Consider the following 15,530-nt stretch of genomic DNA (forward strand, 5'->3'; position numbering starts at 1 on the left):
TAGCGCGGCAAGACTTTCTCCCCCTGCCGCGCCGCCAAAGGAGCCCCGCTCATGTCGTCCTATCAATACGTCTATCACATGGACAAGCTGGCCAAGACCTTTCCGGGCGGCAAGCAGGTCTTCTCCGGCATTTCGCTCCACTTCCTGCCCGATGCAAAGATCGGTGTTGTGGGTGTCAACGGCGCGGGTAAGTCGACCCTGCTGAAGATCATGGCGGGTATGGACAATGACTTCACTGGCGAGGCCTGGGCGGAAAAGGGCGTGCGCGTCGGCTATCTGCCGCAGGAGCCGAAGCTCGATGAGGCCAAGACCGTCTGGGAAAACGTCATCGAGGGCTCCGAAGACAAGAAAATCTATGACGATTACAACGCCATCGCCATGCAGTTGGCGGAAGACTATTCCGACGAGCTGATGGAGAAGATGACCGCCCTGCAGGAACAGGTCGATGCGCGCGACGCATGGGATATCGATTCCAAGATCGAGATGGCGATGGAGGCCCTGCGCTGTCCGCCCGGCGATGCTTCGGTTGCGAACCTTTCGGGTGGTGAGCGCCGCCGCGTGGCCATCTGCCAGCTGCTTCTGTCCAAGCCGCACATGCTGCTGCTCGACGAACCGACCAACCACCTCGACGCCGAGAGCGTGGCCTGGCTCCAGCATCACCTTGAAAACTATGACGGCGCGGTGCTGATCGTCACCCACGACCGCTATTTCCTCGACTCCATCACCACCTGGACGCTGGAGCTCGATCGCGGTCAGGGCATCCCCTATCAGGGCGGGTACTCGGCCTGGCTGGAGCAGAAGGCCAAGCGTCTGGCGCAGGAATCGCGCGAGGAAGGTGCCAAGCAGCGCGCTCTCGCCCGCGAACTGGAGTGGATCCGCTCCAGCCCGAAAGCGCGTCAGGCCAAATCCAAGGCGCGTATCAAGTCATACGAAGAGATGCGCGACGCGGCGGATCGTGAGAAAATCTCCACCGCCACCATCCGCATTCCGCCGGGCCCGCGCCTGGGCGGCAATGTGGTCGAGTTCGACAATGTTACCAAGGCGTTCGGCGACAAGCTGCTGATCAAGGATCTGACCTTCAAGCTGCCGCCGGGCGGTGTGGTCGGCGTGATCGGTCCGAACGGTGCGGGTAAAACCACGCTGTTCAAGATGATCGTTGGCGAGGAGCAGCCCGACACGGGATCGGTCAAGCTCGGCGAAACCGTCAAGCTTGGCTATGTGAACCAGTCGCGTGATGCTCTGGATCCGAAGAAAAACGTCTGGGAGGAAATCTCGGGCGGCCACGACATGCTGTCGCTCGGCGAACATGAAGTGCCCAGCCGCGCCTATGTCGGCGCGTTCAACTTCAAGGGCGGGGACCAGCAGAAAAAGGTCGGCATCCTGTCGGGCGGTGAACGCAACCGGGTGCATCTGGCCAAGATGCTCAAAGAAGGCGGAAACCTGCTCCTGCTCGACGAACCGACCAACGATCTCGATGTGGAAACGCTCTCCGCGCTCGAAGCCGCGCTGGAAGACTTCCCCGGCTGCGCCGTGGTCATCTCGCACGACCGCTTCTTCCTGGACCGGATCGCCACACACATCCTAGCGTTCGAGGGCGATAGTCATGTGGAGTGGTTCGAGGGCGCCTTCTCCGACTATCTGGAAGACAAGAAGCGGCGCCTCGGCACCGATGCGCTGGTGCCTACGCGTGTGAAGTTCCAGAAGTTCGAGCGTTAGCCGCGAGACTCCCCATACCCGCCGCCGCCCGGCGTTTCGATCTCGATTGAATCGCCGGGCGATAGCCGGACCGAGAACAGGGCCGGCTGCTCCTCTATCCTGCCATCGGCGCGGATAACGCGTGCCTTGCCGGGCGCGCCGTCTCCGCCGCCTTTCAGGCCGGGAGGGGCGACACGGCGGCGCCCGGAGAGCAGGCTGGCCTCCATGGCCTCAAGAAACTCGATCCGGCGCACCGAGCCATGCCCGCCGCGCCATTTTCCGCCGCCCCCTGAGCCTTCGCGCACCCGGTGATGCGCCACACGCACCGGATAGCGCAGCTCCATGATTTCAGGATCGGTCAGGCGTGAATTGGTCATGTGGGTGTGGACGGCGTCCGCACCGTCAAATCCGCTGCCATCGGCCATAAGTCCCGCGCCGGAGCCGCCACAGATCGTCTCGTAATACTGATATGTTTCGTTTCCGAAGGTGAAATTGTTCATCGTGCCTTGCGCGGCGGCCATCCGGCCGGTAGCGGCGAAGAGGGCGTCGACAATGAGTTGGCTGGTCTCCACATTGCCGGCCACCACCGCGCCGGGCGGCTCAGGCGCGATCAGCGAGCCTTCGGGGATGATGATCTCCACCGGCTTCAGACAGCCTTCATTGAGGGGTATCTGATCCTCGATCAGGCAGCGCAGCACGTAGAGCACGGCAGCGCGCGCAACGGCGCTCGGCGCATTGAAATTGTTCGGCATCTGCGCGCTGGTGCCGGTAAAATCGATAATGGCGGCGCCGTCGCCGGGCTGGGTGGTGATGGCCACGCAGATGCGCTCCCCGCCTTCCAGCTCCATCACGGCAGAGCCGCTTTCCAGAGCGCCGATAACGCGGCGGACCGCGCGCTCGGCATTGTCCTGCACATGGCCCATATAGCCCTGCACCACGCTTAAACCCTGTTCGGCGATCAGGCGTTGCAGCTCCTGCGCGCCGCGCGCGCAGGCCGCCAGCTGGGCTTTGAGATCGGCGATATTGCGCTCCGGCGCGCGGGCCGGGTGTTTGCCCGATCCCAGCGCTTCGCGCACGGCCGCCTCATTAAACTTCGTGTCCGAAAGAATTTTCACGGCATCGAACACCACGCCTTCCTCGTCGATGGTTTTCGAGAAGGGCGGCATGGAGCCGGGCGCGATCCCGCCCACATCGGCATGGTGCCCGCGCGCGGCCACGAAGAAGAGGCGCTTGCCGCTATCGTCACAGACGGGCTGGATAACCGTGATGTCGGGCAGATGCGTGCCGCCATTATAGGGCGCGTTCAGCGCCACGGCTTCGCCTGCGGCGAGATCAGGGTGAGCATCGAGAGCGGCACGCACGCTCGCCGACATGGAGCCCAGATGCACCGGCATGTGCGGCGCGTTGGCGACGAGCCCGCCCTCTGCATCAAAGACAGCGCAGGAAAAATCGAGGCGTTCCTTCATGTTGACCGAGTGGGCGGTGCGCTCCAGCACCACGCCCATCTCCTCGGCGATACCCATGAAACGGCGGTTGAAAAGCTCCAGCGTAACAGGGTCGAGCGCGGTAGAGCCGTTCGTTCTTGTGGCCTCGCCCGTCCGCTCCATGATCAGGGCGCCGGTGCGCCCCGGCCGCGCCGTCCACCCCTCATCCAGGGTGATCGTCTGGCCCGGTTCCATGATCAGGGCGGGGCCTGAAATGATTTGCTCCCGGCACAGTTTCGCCAGCGAATAAACCGGCGCATCCTGCCAGCGTCCGCCGGAGAAGATGCGCGTTCGGCCCTCCGGCTCAGCGTTCTGCGCGCTCGTGTGCGGGGTGGAGGGCAGAACGGCGCCTGAAGGGGATTCCGCCTTCACCGATACCGACTCGATCATCAACACAGCATTGGCGGGCGGTGTAAATCCGAACAGGCGAAGGTGCGCCTCGTCATGCGTGGCGCGCGCCGCATCAAGCCCGCTCATGGCAACGGGCAGGGCGGTGTCCGATCCCGCCACGCGAAGGTGCAGCTGGCCAGTGACGCGTATCTCCCCGGCACCTTGGGCTTTGAGGGCTTCGCTTGCCTCGTCCTCCAGTGCGGACAGGCGCGCCTGCGCCGCCTGCAAGCCATCGGCGTCCAGCGGCACTTCCAGCCCGGCCTGGCGCGTCTCCAGAAGGGCGGCCATGCCAATGCCCAGAGCAGAGAGCAGCCCCGCCTTGGGGTGAATGATGATACGGCTCATGCCGAGCGCCGCGGCCACCTGACAGGCATGCTGCCCGCCCGCGCCGCCAAAGGCGTTCAGCGCGTAGTCCCGCGGATCAATGCCCTGTGAGATGGTGATCTGGCGGATGGCGCCGGCCATGGCTTCGGCAGCAATGGCAAGAAACCCTTCGGCGGCTTCCTCTACACTGCCCGCTCCCATGGATGCCGCCAGCGGCAGGATGGCCGCGCGCGCAGCTTCAATGTCCAGCGGAGCATTGCCGTCCGGTCCGAACACGTCCGGAAACCATCCGGCATGTACGCGGCCCAGCACAATGTTCGTATCCGTAATAGTGGGTGGGCCGCCATTCCCATAAGCCGCCGGACCCGGCCTCGCCCCTGCACTGTGCGGGCCGACGCGGGCGCGCTCCCCGTCAAAATGCAGGATGGATCCGCCGCCTGCGGCCACGGTGTGGATGGACAGCATGGGCGCGCGCAAGAGGCGGCCGCCAATGCGCACCTGGTCGCGGCGTTCAAAGGCGTCCCCGTCATAGCGTGAGACGTCAGTGGAGGTGCCACCCATGTCAAAGCCGATAACCCGGTCCAGCCCTTCCGCCCTGGCTGTCTGCGCCATGCCGACCACGCCGCCAGCAGGGCCGGACAGCACAGCATCGCGCGCCCGAAAGTGCCCGGAACGGGCGAGCCCGCCGGAGGATTGCATGAAGTAAAGCGGAATGCCGCCAAGCCCCTTGTCCACGCGGGCCGCATAATCCTGCAGCACCGGGTCCAGATAGGCGTCGATCACGGTGGTGGAGGCGCGAGGGACCAGCCGTACCAGCGGGCTTACCTCGCTCGACAGGCTGACATGATCAAACCCGGCCGCGCGGGCCAGCTTCGCCACTTCCGCTTCATGCATATTATTCACATGCGAATTAATAAGCGCAATGGCAACCGACTGGATGCCCTGCGCGCGCGCTGAAGCGAGGACATCCTGCAGTTCCGCAGTGTCCAGCGGGGCGATTTCGCGCCCCTCCACACCCAGCCGTCCGGCAATCCCGGCGATACGCGCGGGCAGGGGCTGGGGCCGGTCAATGCGCAGGGCGAAAATGTCCGGGCGGGTCTGGTCCTGGATCAGCAGGCAGTCCTCAAACCCCGCATTGGTGATGAACAGCGTCGGCGCGCCATCTTCCTCCAGCAGCGCATTGGTGGCGACGGTCGTGCCCATCTTCACGCTGGCTGCGGTGTCAGCGGGCAGCCCGGCGGCCGACAGGCTGGTCATACGGCGCACGCCTTCACTGGCTGCATCACCATAGGCTGCGCTTTCCGAGAGCAGCTTCAGCGCATGCAGCTCGCCTTGCGGTGACAGTCCCAGAATATCGGTGAAGGTGCCGCCGCGATCGATCCAGATCTCCCACTTTGCGGTGCTGTCTGCGCCCATTTGCCCCTTCCGTTTGCCGGTTTTGCGGTGCAGATAAGCGCGCATGAGCGTCTGGCGCAAACTTGCAGAGCTGATCACCGGCCCGGCCGACCCGTTCGCCTGCCCCGAGGGTGACTGTCCGCCCGGCCACCGGGTGGACGATGCCGAATTTGCCATGGCCCTGATCGGGCTCGGTGCAAAAATGGCCAAGGCCGATGGCGAGGTCACTCATGACGAGGTGGCCGCCTTCCGCCAGGTTCTGCGTGCGCCAGCAGGTTTCGAGGCCTCGCTGATGCGCGCCTTCAATCTGGCCAAGCAGACCACGCTCGGGTTTGAAGGCTATGCGCGCCGGCTGGCGCGGCGTTTCCGCGCTCACCCGGCCATTCTCGAAGATGTGCTTGATGGCCTCTTTCACATTGCCAAGGCTGACGGGCGGCTGACAGCGGAGGAAATGGAATACCTCCATTCGGTGTCGGGCATTTTCGGATTCTCCGACAGCGAGTTTGACCGGATACGGGCCGGACATGGCGCATCTGACGGGCAGGACCCCTACCTGGTGCTGGGTGTGGACCGCTCGATTGCAGATGGCGATCTGAAACGCGCCTACAGACGGATCGCATCGCAAAATCACCCCGACCGCCTGATCGCGCGGGGCGCGCCGCCAGAACTGCAACGCCTTGCCGACGAGAAAATGGCCGTGATTAACGCAGCTTACCAGAAAATCCTTGCTGACCGGGGGTTGAAGCCGGCATTGGCGTGATCCTGACATCTGGCAGGCAGCCGGGAACCAATAGCGGGCAAGGCACATTAATTATGAGAGAGGCGCAGATCCCTGCCATTGACGCGCGCCCCTGAACCCCCAACTCTAGGGGCGCAAAGGTTGGCCAAGAGGCCGCAATATGTTCTGGAGCGACGCCGATGACACAACAGCCAGCGTTCAATTCCGATGCCGCCATACAGGCGCTGCGTGCGGTGCTGGCTGCGATCATCGCCGCAGCTTTTATCGGCCTTGTGGTGCTGCTTGCCGCAGTGCTGACAGCGGCGGCCTTCGTCGTGGCCGGGCTCGCCGTGCTGGGCGCTGGCGCCTACTGGGTCTACCGCAAAGTGCGCGGCCGCCGGAAGACGGACAGCTCCGTACTGGTCGCCCGCCGGGGGCCACATGGCTGGACGGTGGACGGGACCAGCGCCCCGCGCAGCTGACAGGCTTGGGCGTGTAACACCCCTTATCGTTTCGTGACTTGAAGCCCGTGCGCTGGCCCGCTACAGCGCGGCCATGAGCCCGCGCCATTTTGCCCTTCTGTTCGCCGTCTGCCTTGTCTGGGGCGTCAATTTCGTTGTGGCGAAATGGTCTGTTTCGGGCACGCCGGACCTTGTGCCCGGTTTCGAGGGCGTGCCTCCGCTCTTCTTTGCCTTCATCCGCTTTGCGCTGCTCTATGCGATGCTGGCGCCCTGGCTGCTGCCATTGCCGAAAAAGCTGGGTCCGGTGATCGGGGCAGGTCTCGGCATGGGGGCGATCCAGTTTGCCCTGCTGTTCACAGGCCTGCATTACGCCACGCCCTCTTCCATCGCGATCGTGGTGCAGCTCTCCGTGCCATTCACCACAATTCTCTCCATCATGTTCCTGAAGGAGAAGGTGGGCTGGGTGCGTGCCTCCGGCATGGGGATGGCGTTCGCGGGCGCCTCTCTGGTGGTGTTTAAACCTGCCGAGATCAGCTTTACCGTGGGATTGCTGGCAGGCGTTGGCGCGGCCATGGCGGCGGCGGCCGGGTCGATCTTCGTCAAGCGCGTGGAGCTGACCACCATCCCCTTGCAGGCATGGATTGGACTATTCTCCTGGCCACCTCTGCTGATCGCCAGCCTGATTTTCGAGCGCGGACAGATCGAGGCCATGCTGGCGGGCGGCTGGCTCCTCTTGGCGAGCATCTTCTTCACGGTGCTGCTGGTAAATATTTTCGGCCACGGCGCGTTCTACTGGCTCTTGCGCCGCTATGACGCCTCGCTGATTGCGCCGATGACGCTGATGGGTCCGCTGATCGGGGTCATTTCCGGCGTGGTTCTTCTGGGCGACCCGGTGAGCTGGCAACTGATCGCTGGCGGCCTTGTCGCGATTGCCGGTGTGGCCGTGGTGGCGGCGCGCCGGTCCAGCACACTGCCGCCGGAAACCGTGATACAAAAGCCGAGATGAAACGGATCCGCCTCCCTTCGCCCAACTTCAATGCTCGCGCCTTGCCGGTCTCCATGCTGGTCCTGCACTATACAGGCATGGAAACGGGCAGGGCCGCGATTGACCGGCTGGCGGATCCTGCCGCGAAGGTCAGTGCCCATTATGTGGTAGAGGAAGATGGCAGCGTCATCGCCATGGTCGATGAGGCAAAGCGCGCCTGGCATGCAGGCTTAAGCTACTGGCGGGGCGTGACCGACATCAATTCAGCCTCCATCGGCATCGAGATCGTCAATGGCGGGCATGATTTCGGCCTGCCGGACTATCCGCCCGCACAGATCAGCGCCGTGACCGCGCTGTCGCGCGAGATCATTGCACGGCACGCCATTGCGCCGGTCAATGTGGTCGGCCACAGCGATATTGCGCCGGGCCGCAAGATCGATCCTGGCGAAAAGTTTCCGTGGGAGAGGCTCGCGCGCGAGGGCGTGGGCCTGTGGCCGGACGGGGCGGTGCCAGCCAGCCCGGATGAGGCGCGCGCGAGGGCCTGGCTTATCGCCATCGGCTATAATCCGGACCTGCCGCTCGATGTGGTCCTGACCGAGTTCCAGCGCCGCTACCGGCCCTCGCGCCCTGATGGTGTGCTGGATGATGAGACGATGGGCCTGATTGAGGTGCTGGCGGGTAAAGTTTCCGCGGCGTGAGCTACCGCCCTTTCTAGGGTTAGTTGGCAAGGTGATGTCCTCCCCCGTTTACGGGGGAGGTGGTCCGAAGGGCCGGAGGGGGGAATCTTTTTTTGGATTATCCCCCCCTCGCCGCTTCGCGGCACTCCCCCCGCAAGCGGGGGGAGACATCGACGCTTGCCGAAACACCGAACCATGACAGCCTGGAGCCCCGCCCGCTTGACCTTTGCCCCCTGAAAGCCGACTTAACACCCGTCAGGCGGCCGGGCAGCCGCTTCCGTCCAGTGCCGAAAGGCGGGCGGGAGAGGAAAGTCCGGGCTCCATGGAGGCAGGGTGCCGGGGAAATCCCGGCGGGCCGGGGTTCAAGCCCCGGTTCAGGGACAGCGCCGCAGAAATCAGACCGCCGGGCCTTCGTGTCCGGCAAGGGTGAAACGGTGGGGTAAGAGCCCACCGCCCCGACCGCAAGGAAGGGGGCACGGCAAGCCCCACCCGGAGCAAGACCGAATAGGGACGGGCGTCCGCTTCGCGCGGGCAGGTGCGCCTCTGCATTCCGTCCGGGTAGGTCGCTGGAGGTGGCGTGCAAGCGCCATCCAAGAGGAATGGCTGCCGCTTCTTTCCATATCGGAAAGAATGGCACAGAACCCGGCTTACAGGCCGCCTGACACTTCAATTTCCTGCGAAATTCCAAACAGCGCGCCGGACGTTAACCTATTGTTCTTTGTCTGTTCTATTTTGCCGCGCCGCAACATGCTGCGGTTTTACTTGAGCGTGCCTGTAAAAACAGTGCTGGAGACTGGCTTCGGCATTGTTTCCCATCATTTCCCATGGTATCCCATCGTTAACCACACGAGGGACCCTTTCGATGTGTGGGAGGCCGGGGAGCGCTGCAGGAGATGTTTTTCTCCACCACAACCAACGGGATAGATGCCAAGGGACGGGTTTCCGTCCCGGCCGATTTCCGTGCCGTGGTGTCGGCAGAGCGCTTCGGTGGCATCTATGTCTGGTGTTCGTTTAACGGACCGTTCCTGGAAGGCGGCGGCGAGGCGCTGATGGCCGAGATGGCCGCGGCCATCGATGCGATGGACCCGTATGACGATGCCCGCACGGCTTTTGAGCGGGTTATCTTCGGCGGCGCCCGCCCCCTCTCGTTTGACCAGACCGGCCGCATCTCCCTGCCGCGTGAATTCATCGAGCATGCCGGCCTTGACGCAAAGGCGACCTTTGTCGGCATGGGTCGCCGCTTCGAGGTCTGGTCGCCCGAAGCGCACGCCGAGCGCCATGCCCGCGATCTCAGCTTTGCTCGTGACAACAAGTCCGCGCTGCGCCGCCCTGCCGTCCGGCCGGAGGGTGTGTGATGGCGCATGTCCCGGTACTGCTCGACGAAGTGATCACCGCCATCCGCCCGCGCGCGGGCGGGCTCTATGTGGATGGTACGCTGGGCGGCGGCGGCTATGCCCGCGCGGTGCTGGCCGTCGAGGGCGCGCGTCTGGTCGGCATCGACCGGGACCCTGAAGCGGCAAAGGCTGCTGCCGCGCTGCGCAAGGCCTTCCCGGACACGTTCGCCTTTCAGTCTGGCCCTTTCTCCCTGATGGAGCAGATCGTAGAGCTGTCAGGCAGTGATGGTGTCGACGGCGTAATGCTCGATCTGGGCGTTTCGTCGATGCAGATCGACGAGGCAGAGCGCGGCTTCTCCTTCCAGAAGGACGGCCCGCTGGACATGCGCATGGCCCGGTCTGGTCCCAGCGCTGCCGATGCCGTCAACCATCTGGACGCTGACGAGCTGGCCGCGATCTTCAAAATCTATGGCGAGGAGCGCCATGCCCGCCGTGCGGCGCGCGCCATTGTGGAAGACCGCGCCGCAAAGCCGTTCGAGACCACGCTTGAACTGGCATCGCTGATGGCGCGGGTAATCGGCGGCAAGCCGGGGCGTATTCACCCGGCCACACGCGTGTTTCAGGGGCTGCGCATCTATGTCAATGACGAGCTGGGCGAACTGATCCGCGCGCTCGGCGCGGCGGAACGCATCCTGAAGCCCACCGGCGTGCTGGCGGTTGTCACCTTCCATTCGCTGGAAGACCGCATCGTGAAGACCTTCCTGCGCGCCCGTGCCGGCATGGCGGGGCAGGGCTCGCGCCATGCACCGCAAGTGGACGCCGGGCCGGCGCCCAGCTTCTCGCTGCTGACCCGCAAGGCCATTGAGCCGTCAGAGGCCGAAATCGCCGCCAACCCGCGCGCGCGCTCCTCGCGCCTGCGTGCCGGTGTCCGCACCACAAACCCTGCCTGGCCAGCCGAAGATGACGGCCTGCCCGGCGTGCCCCCTTACAGCCGCCTTCTGGAGTGTGTCACATGATACGCCTCGTCCTCTTTTTCGGCATTCTCGGCAGCGTCATCCTTCTGGGGGCACTGTATGTGGCCAAAGCTGAAACCGATGCGGCTCAGGCCCGTCTTGCGGGGCTGCAAGTGGAGCTCGCTCAGGAGCGCTCGCGTATCAACACGCTGACGGCCAATATCGCGCATCTGGAAGATCCCGAGCAGCTCAGAGCGCTGGCCCGCACCCATCTGGGGTTTGAGCCGGTGCAGTCGGCGCAGGAACTCTCGCTGGCCGAGCTGGCACAGGTGCGCGCCGAAGCTGAACGCCTGTCGCCGCAGGCGCCGCAAACAGCGCAGGCCAGCTGGCCGTCCACCACACCTCCGGTAAGAGGGCGTCAATGACGAATTGGCTGACGCGTCTTTTCGGCAAGGTAAGAATCCGGCGTTCGCGCGCCGGGCTTGAGCCCTTGCGCGGGGACGGATCAGCCGGTTTCGATGCCAGCGCCACCATCCGGCTGGAAGACGAGGCCGGTCAGGCGCTAGGGCGCACGCGGCTGCGCCTTGGCTTTATTGGTATTTTGGTGGGCGCAGGATTTCTGGTGGCGGCGGGCCGCGCGGTGGAGCTGGCTGTCACGGGCGAGTTTGCCGAGGCTGCGCCGGTGCGTGTGGCGCAGGTGGCGTCGCGCCGCGGCGAGATCGTTGACCGCAATGGCCAGATACTGGCCAGCAATCTCGACTTCCATTCTGTTTTCGCTGATCCGCGCCAGGTCTGGGATCCGGTAGAGACCGCTCAGGCTCTGCGCACGGTTCTGCCGCATCTGAACGCGGAAACCCTGCAGCGTGATCTTTCATCAAACCGCCGCTTTGTCTGGATCGAGCGCGGGCTGGGCCCGCGCGAACGTCAGGCCATTCACATGCTGGGCCTGCCCGGCATAGGCTTCCGGGTGGAACCTGGCCGGGTCTATCCGCGCCGCCGGCTGGCTGCGCATCTGGTAGGCTTTACCGATCAGGACCTGGCAGGCCTGGCCGGGGCGGAGCGCGCCTTTAATGACGAGCTTAATGACGGGTCTGGCCGTCCGGTGAGCCTGTCCATTCATCTGGGCGCGCAGGATGCGCTGGAAACCGTGCTGCGTGAGCGCATGGAGCGCTACTCGGCGCAAGGCGCCATGGCGGTGCTGATGCGCGTTGGCACCGGCGAGATCATCGCGCTGGCCTCCCTTCCCGACTTTGACCCGAACCGGGCGGGCAGCGAACCGGCGGAAAACCGTTTCAACCGTACCGTCCAGGGCGTTTACGAGCTGGGTTCGGTATTCAAGCCGCTCACCCTCGCTGCCGGTATCGAGGCAGGGCTGGTGCGTCTTGACGACACATTCGATGCCCGCGCGCCGATTGCCATCGGTTCGCACCGTATTCGCGATTTCCGTCCGCAGTCGCGAATACTCACCGCCCGGGAAGTCATCATTCATTCCTCCAATATCGGCTCGGCCCGCATGGCGGAGCGGATCGGCGGCGAGGTGCTGACCAGCTTCTTCGGGGAGCTGGGCCTTTGGGAGCGCCCGCCGCTGGAAATCATCGAGGGCCAGAACCCGATGCTGCCTGCCCGCTGGGGCCGGGCAGAAGTGATGACGGCTTCATACGGGCATGGCTTCAACGTGTCGCCCGTGGCTCTGGCAGCGGCCTATGCGGCGCTGGCCAATGATGGCATCTACACGCCGCCGACCCTGCGTCCTGTTGGCCCGACCGACATCGTGCCGCAAGTTCCGGTGATGAGCTCGGCAACGGCTGCTCAGGTGCTTGGCGTCATGCGCGCTGCCGTGGCCGGCGGTCAGGCCGACCGCGAGGGTCTCGCCATTGCTGGCAAGACCGGTACGGCCCAGCGCATCGTCAATGGCCGCTACCAGGTCGGTAATGTGCTGACCAGCTTTGTCGGGATATTCCCCTTCGATGACCCGCAATACGTGCTGGTGGTGAGCCTCGACCAGCCGCGCCCCATCCGCGAGACCCATGGCTTCAACACCGCTGGCTGGAATGCTGCGCCAACAGGCGGCGAGATCATAGAGCGCGTGGCGCCGGTACTGGGCGTGGGTCTGCGCGAAGCCGACCCCGGCGCGCGCGTGCAGACGGTGGCGCGCATGTTCGTGCCGCGAACGCCGGTGCGGGCAGGACCGGAAGAGCCCGTCGAACTGGCTGCAGGCAGGGATCGCCCATGAGTACGCTGCGCAGGCTTGCTGACATCCTTCCCGCTGGCGTGAGTGTGCCGGAAGGCATGCTGGAACTGGCAGTCGCCGGACTGGCGCTGGACAGCCGGGCGGTGAAGCCCGGCTTTGTCTTTGCCGCCCTGCCGGGCGTGACCACCCATGGCAATGCCTTCATCAAGGCGGCTATCGACGCAGGCGCTGTGGCTATCCTGGCCGAGCGTGGCACGGCTGCGCCCGTTCCTGTCATCGAGGCCGATGATCCGCGTCTGGCGCTGGCGCAGATGGCGGCGCGCTTTTCTCCGGCCCAGCCGGGATACATCGCCGCCATCACGGGCACAAACGGTAAAAGCTCCACAGTCGAATTTCTGCGCCAGATCTGGCAGTCAGCCGGTCATGAGGCTGCGGCTCTGGGTACGCTCGGCGTAACGCGCAGTTCTGGCCGCACCGATGTGGGTTACACCACGCCCGATGCCATCGCCCTGCACGCCGCACTCGATGCGCTTAGCCATGAGGGCGTCACGCATCTGGCGATGGAGGCATCGAGCCACGGGCTGAAACAGCGGCGTATGGACGGCGCAAAAATCGCGCTGGCGGGCTTTTCCAACCTAACCCAGGACCATCTCGATTATCATCCGGACTTTGAAGACTATTTCGCCTCCAAGATGCGCCTGTTCGATGAGCTTTTGCCCGAAGGCGCACCTGCCGTCATCACGGTGGATAGCGAGTGGGGCGAGGCGGTGGTGCGCCGCGCGGAGGCACGCCGCCAGCAGATTTTCACTGTTGGCTGGAACGGACGCTATATCCAGCTGAAGGAAATCACCCCGCACGCCGCCTTCCAGCATGTGCGCTTTGTTCATGCGGGCAAGGAGCATGCCTTGACCCTGCCCCTGATGGGCGAGTTCCAGGCCAGTAATGCATTTCAGGCGGCCGGCATGGCGATAGCGAGCGGCGTGGATGCCGGCACCGTGTTCGCTGCGCTGGAGAAGCTGAAAGGGGTCGCAGGGCGTCTGGAGTTTGTTGGCGCGACGGCTGAGGGCGCGCCTGTTCTCATCGATTACGCTCACACGCCCGACGGCCTTGATAAGCTCCTGCGGGCGGCGCGTCCGCACACCGCCGGCAAAGTGATTGTGGTGTTTGGCGCGGGCGGTGACCGTGATCCGACCAAGCGCGAAAAGATGGGCGCTATCGCGGCGAAACTCGCCGACCGGGTGATCGTTACCGACGATAATCCGCGGTCTGAAGATCCGGCTCTCATCCGCGCAGCGATACTGAAAGGGGCGCCGGACGCCGAAGAGATTGGAGACCGCGAGCGCGCCATTTTCACCGCCATTGGTGATCTGAAAGCGGGTGACACCTTGCTGATCGCTGGCAAGGGCCATGAGACCGGCCAGACCATCAAGGGCGTGGTCCATCCGTTTGATGATGGTGAGGTCGCGCGCCGCGCTCTCGCCGCCAGAACAGGCAGTACCGGGGAGCGGGGGCAATGACCGGGCCTTTATGGACAGCAGCGCAAGCGGCCGCCGCGACTGGCGGGCGGCTCGTAGGGGGTGATAGCTGGCAGGCCTCGGGCGTCTCCATCGACACGCGCTCTCTGGAGGCCGGAGACCTGTTCGTGGCGCTGGCAGACCAGCGTGACGGGCATGATTTTGTACCGGCTGCCGAGAAAGCAGGGGCAGCCGCCTCTATCGTATCGCGCGAGGATGCAGGCACAGGCGCGCGCCTTGTCGTGCCGGACGTGCTCGAGGCCCTGCAGCGCCTTGGTGTCGCGGCGCGCGAGCGCAGCAAGGCTGTGCGCGTCGGCGTCACCGGCTCGGTTGGCAAGACATCGGTGAAGGAAGCCATAGCGGCGGTGTTCCGCGCCAGCGGCCCTGCACACTGGAGCGTCAAATCCTACAATAATCACTGGGGCGTGCCGCTCACCCTGGCGCGCATGCCGCAAGGTACCGCGCGCGGCGTGTTCGAGATGGGCATGAACCATGCCGGCGAAATCGCGGCGCTGACCACGCAGGTGCAGCCTCATATCGCCCTCATCACCCGCATCGCGCCCGCGCATCTGGAAAATCTGGGTTCCATGGAAGCCATCGCCGATGCCAAGGCGGAGATATTTGCAGGGCTGGCAGGCGATGGCGTGGCGATCATCCCGGCAGATTGCGAGTACGCGCCCCGGCTGTGCGCGCGCGTGAACGAGAGTGGCGCCGCTTTCCTGTTCGAGTTTGGCCGGGCGCGGCACGCTGCGGTGCGTATCCTCTCCTGGGACCAGCAGGCTACATCCGGGCGCGGCCGCTTTGATGTGCTGGGCCGTATGGTGGACATTTCCATCCCGGCGCCGGGCGAACATCAGGCCCACAATGCCGCTGGCGTGATGGCGGCCTGCGTGGCCGCCGGCATTGATAGCGCGCGGGTCGCCGATGTGCTGGCCGGCATGGAAGCCCAGGCCGGGCGCGGCGCGAGCTTCATGATAGAACTTGATGGCGGCAGCGCACGCATCATCGACGACAGCTATAATGCCAACCCGGTGTCCATGGCCTCCGCGATTGCGACGCTCGCCCGTCATACGCCTGAAGGCAAAGGCCGTCGCATCGCGGTGCTGGGCGAGATGCTGGAGATTGGTGAGAGCGCCCCGGAGCGTCACCGCGAACTGGCAGCGCCACTGGTTGATGCCGGTGTGTCTGCGGTCATTGGCGTTGGCGCGATGATGGAACATCTGATGTCTGCGCTGCCCGGATCGGTTAAGGGCGCAATGGCGGCATCGCCGGCGGACGCCACTGATCGGCTATGCGCCATGCTGCGTCCGGGCGATGTGGTGGTGATCAAGGGCTCGAACGGTTCGGGCGTTCATAAAGTAGTCGCAAGTTTGCGGAACGGTGCCGTTAACGCGGTCATCAAAGGCTGA

Annotated in this window: 12 protein-coding genes and 1 other RNA gene; 12 read left to right on the forward strand and 1 reads right to left on the reverse strand. The window is 64.7% G+C overall.

Annotated elements, in window-relative coordinates:
- The first annotated feature begins 51 nt into the window (after positions 1 to 51).
- Complete coding sequence (ettA, locus tag X907_RS03195) at positions 52 to 1,716, forward strand: energy-dependent translational throttle protein EttA (RefSeq protein WP_127565606.1); 1,665 nt, start codon at positions 52 to 54, stop codon at positions 1,714 to 1,716.
- Here ettA and X907_RS03200 read toward each other — a convergent pair.
- The gene (locus tag X907_RS03200) at positions 1,713 to 5,309 is read right to left on the reverse strand and encodes a hydantoinase B/oxoprolinase family protein (RefSeq protein WP_127565607.1); all 3,597 of its coding nucleotides are present in this window, start codon (positions 5,307 to 5,309) and stop codon (positions 1,713 to 1,715) included. The genes ettA and X907_RS03200 overlap by 4 nt on opposite strands.
- 43 nt (positions 5,310 to 5,352) lie before the next feature.
- Between X907_RS03200 and X907_RS03205 the strand changes: the two genes are divergently transcribed.
- The 11 genes from X907_RS03205 to X907_RS03255 all read left to right on the forward strand — a co-directional run bounded on the left by X907_RS03205 (position 5,353) and on the right by X907_RS03255 (position 15,530).
- On the forward strand, positions 5,353 to 6,048 hold the full coding sequence (locus X907_RS03205; RefSeq protein WP_127565608.1) for a molecular chaperone DjiA: 696 nt from the start codon (positions 5,353 to 5,355) through the stop codon (positions 6,046 to 6,048).
- Between the two features lie 158 nt (positions 6,049 to 6,206).
- Positions 6,207 to 6,488, forward strand: coding sequence for a hypothetical protein (locus tag X907_RS03210; protein ID WP_127565609.1), 282 nt, complete (start codon positions 6,207 to 6,209; stop codon positions 6,486 to 6,488).
- A gap of 73 nt (positions 6,489 to 6,561) precedes the next feature.
- On the forward strand, positions 6,562 to 7,473 hold the full coding sequence (locus X907_RS03215; protein WP_127565610.1) for a DMT family transporter: 912 nt from the start codon (positions 6,562 to 6,564) through the stop codon (positions 7,471 to 7,473).
- Positions 7,470 to 8,150: an N-acetylmuramoyl-L-alanine amidase gene (locus X907_RS03220; protein WP_127565611.1), complete on the forward strand. Its 681-nt coding sequence runs from the start codon at positions 7,470 to 7,472 to the stop codon at positions 8,148 to 8,150. The genes X907_RS03215 and X907_RS03220 overlap by 4 nt, the downstream gene beginning before the upstream one ends.
- Positions 8,151 to 8,384: 234 nt before the next feature.
- An RNA gene (rnpB, locus tag X907_RS03225) (RNase P RNA component class A) lies at positions 8,385 to 8,795 on the forward strand.
- 227 nt (positions 8,796 to 9,022) lie between these two features.
- A complete protein-coding gene (locus X907_RS03230) occupies positions 9,023 to 9,484 on the forward strand; it encodes a division/cell wall cluster transcriptional repressor MraZ (protein ID WP_127565612.1) in 462 nt (153 codons plus the stop codon).
- On the forward strand, positions 9,484 to 10,479 hold the full coding sequence (gene rsmH / locus X907_RS03235) for a 16S rRNA (cytosine(1402)-N(4))-methyltransferase RsmH (RefSeq protein ID WP_127565613.1): 996 nt from the start codon (positions 9,484 to 9,486) through the stop codon (positions 10,477 to 10,479). Before X907_RS03230 ends, rsmH begins: the two co-directional genes overlap by 1 nt.
- Positions 10,476 to 10,841 carry a cell division protein FtsL gene (gene ftsL, locus X907_RS03240; RefSeq protein WP_127565614.1) on the forward strand — a complete coding sequence of 122 codons (366 nt, stop codon included), beginning with the start codon at positions 10,476 to 10,478 and terminating at the stop codon, positions 10,839 to 10,841. The genes rsmH and ftsL overlap by 4 nt, the downstream gene beginning before the upstream one ends.
- Positions 10,838 to 12,649, forward strand: a complete 1,812-nt coding sequence (locus X907_RS03245) for a peptidoglycan D,D-transpeptidase FtsI family protein (RefSeq protein WP_127565615.1) — start codon at positions 10,838 to 10,840, stop codon at positions 12,647 to 12,649. Before ftsL ends, X907_RS03245 begins: the two co-directional genes overlap by 4 nt.
- Positions 12,646 to 14,124: a UDP-N-acetylmuramoyl-L-alanyl-D-glutamate--2,6-diaminopimelate ligase gene (locus X907_RS03250; RefSeq protein ID WP_179951439.1), complete on the forward strand. Its 1,479-nt coding sequence runs from the start codon at positions 12,646 to 12,648 to the stop codon at positions 14,122 to 14,124. Before X907_RS03245 ends, X907_RS03250 begins: the two co-directional genes overlap by 4 nt.
- Complete coding sequence (locus X907_RS03255; RefSeq protein ID WP_127565616.1) at positions 14,121 to 15,530, forward strand: UDP-N-acetylmuramoyl-tripeptide--D-alanyl-D-alanine ligase; 1,410 nt, start codon at positions 14,121 to 14,123, stop codon at positions 15,528 to 15,530. The genes X907_RS03250 and X907_RS03255 overlap by 4 nt, the downstream gene beginning before the upstream one ends.

Origin of the sequence: Glycocaulis alkaliphilus (assembly GCF_004000605.1) — a bacterium.
GTDB classification, from domain to species: Bacteria; Pseudomonadota; Alphaproteobacteria; order Caulobacterales; family Maricaulaceae; genus Glycocaulis; species Glycocaulis alkaliphilus.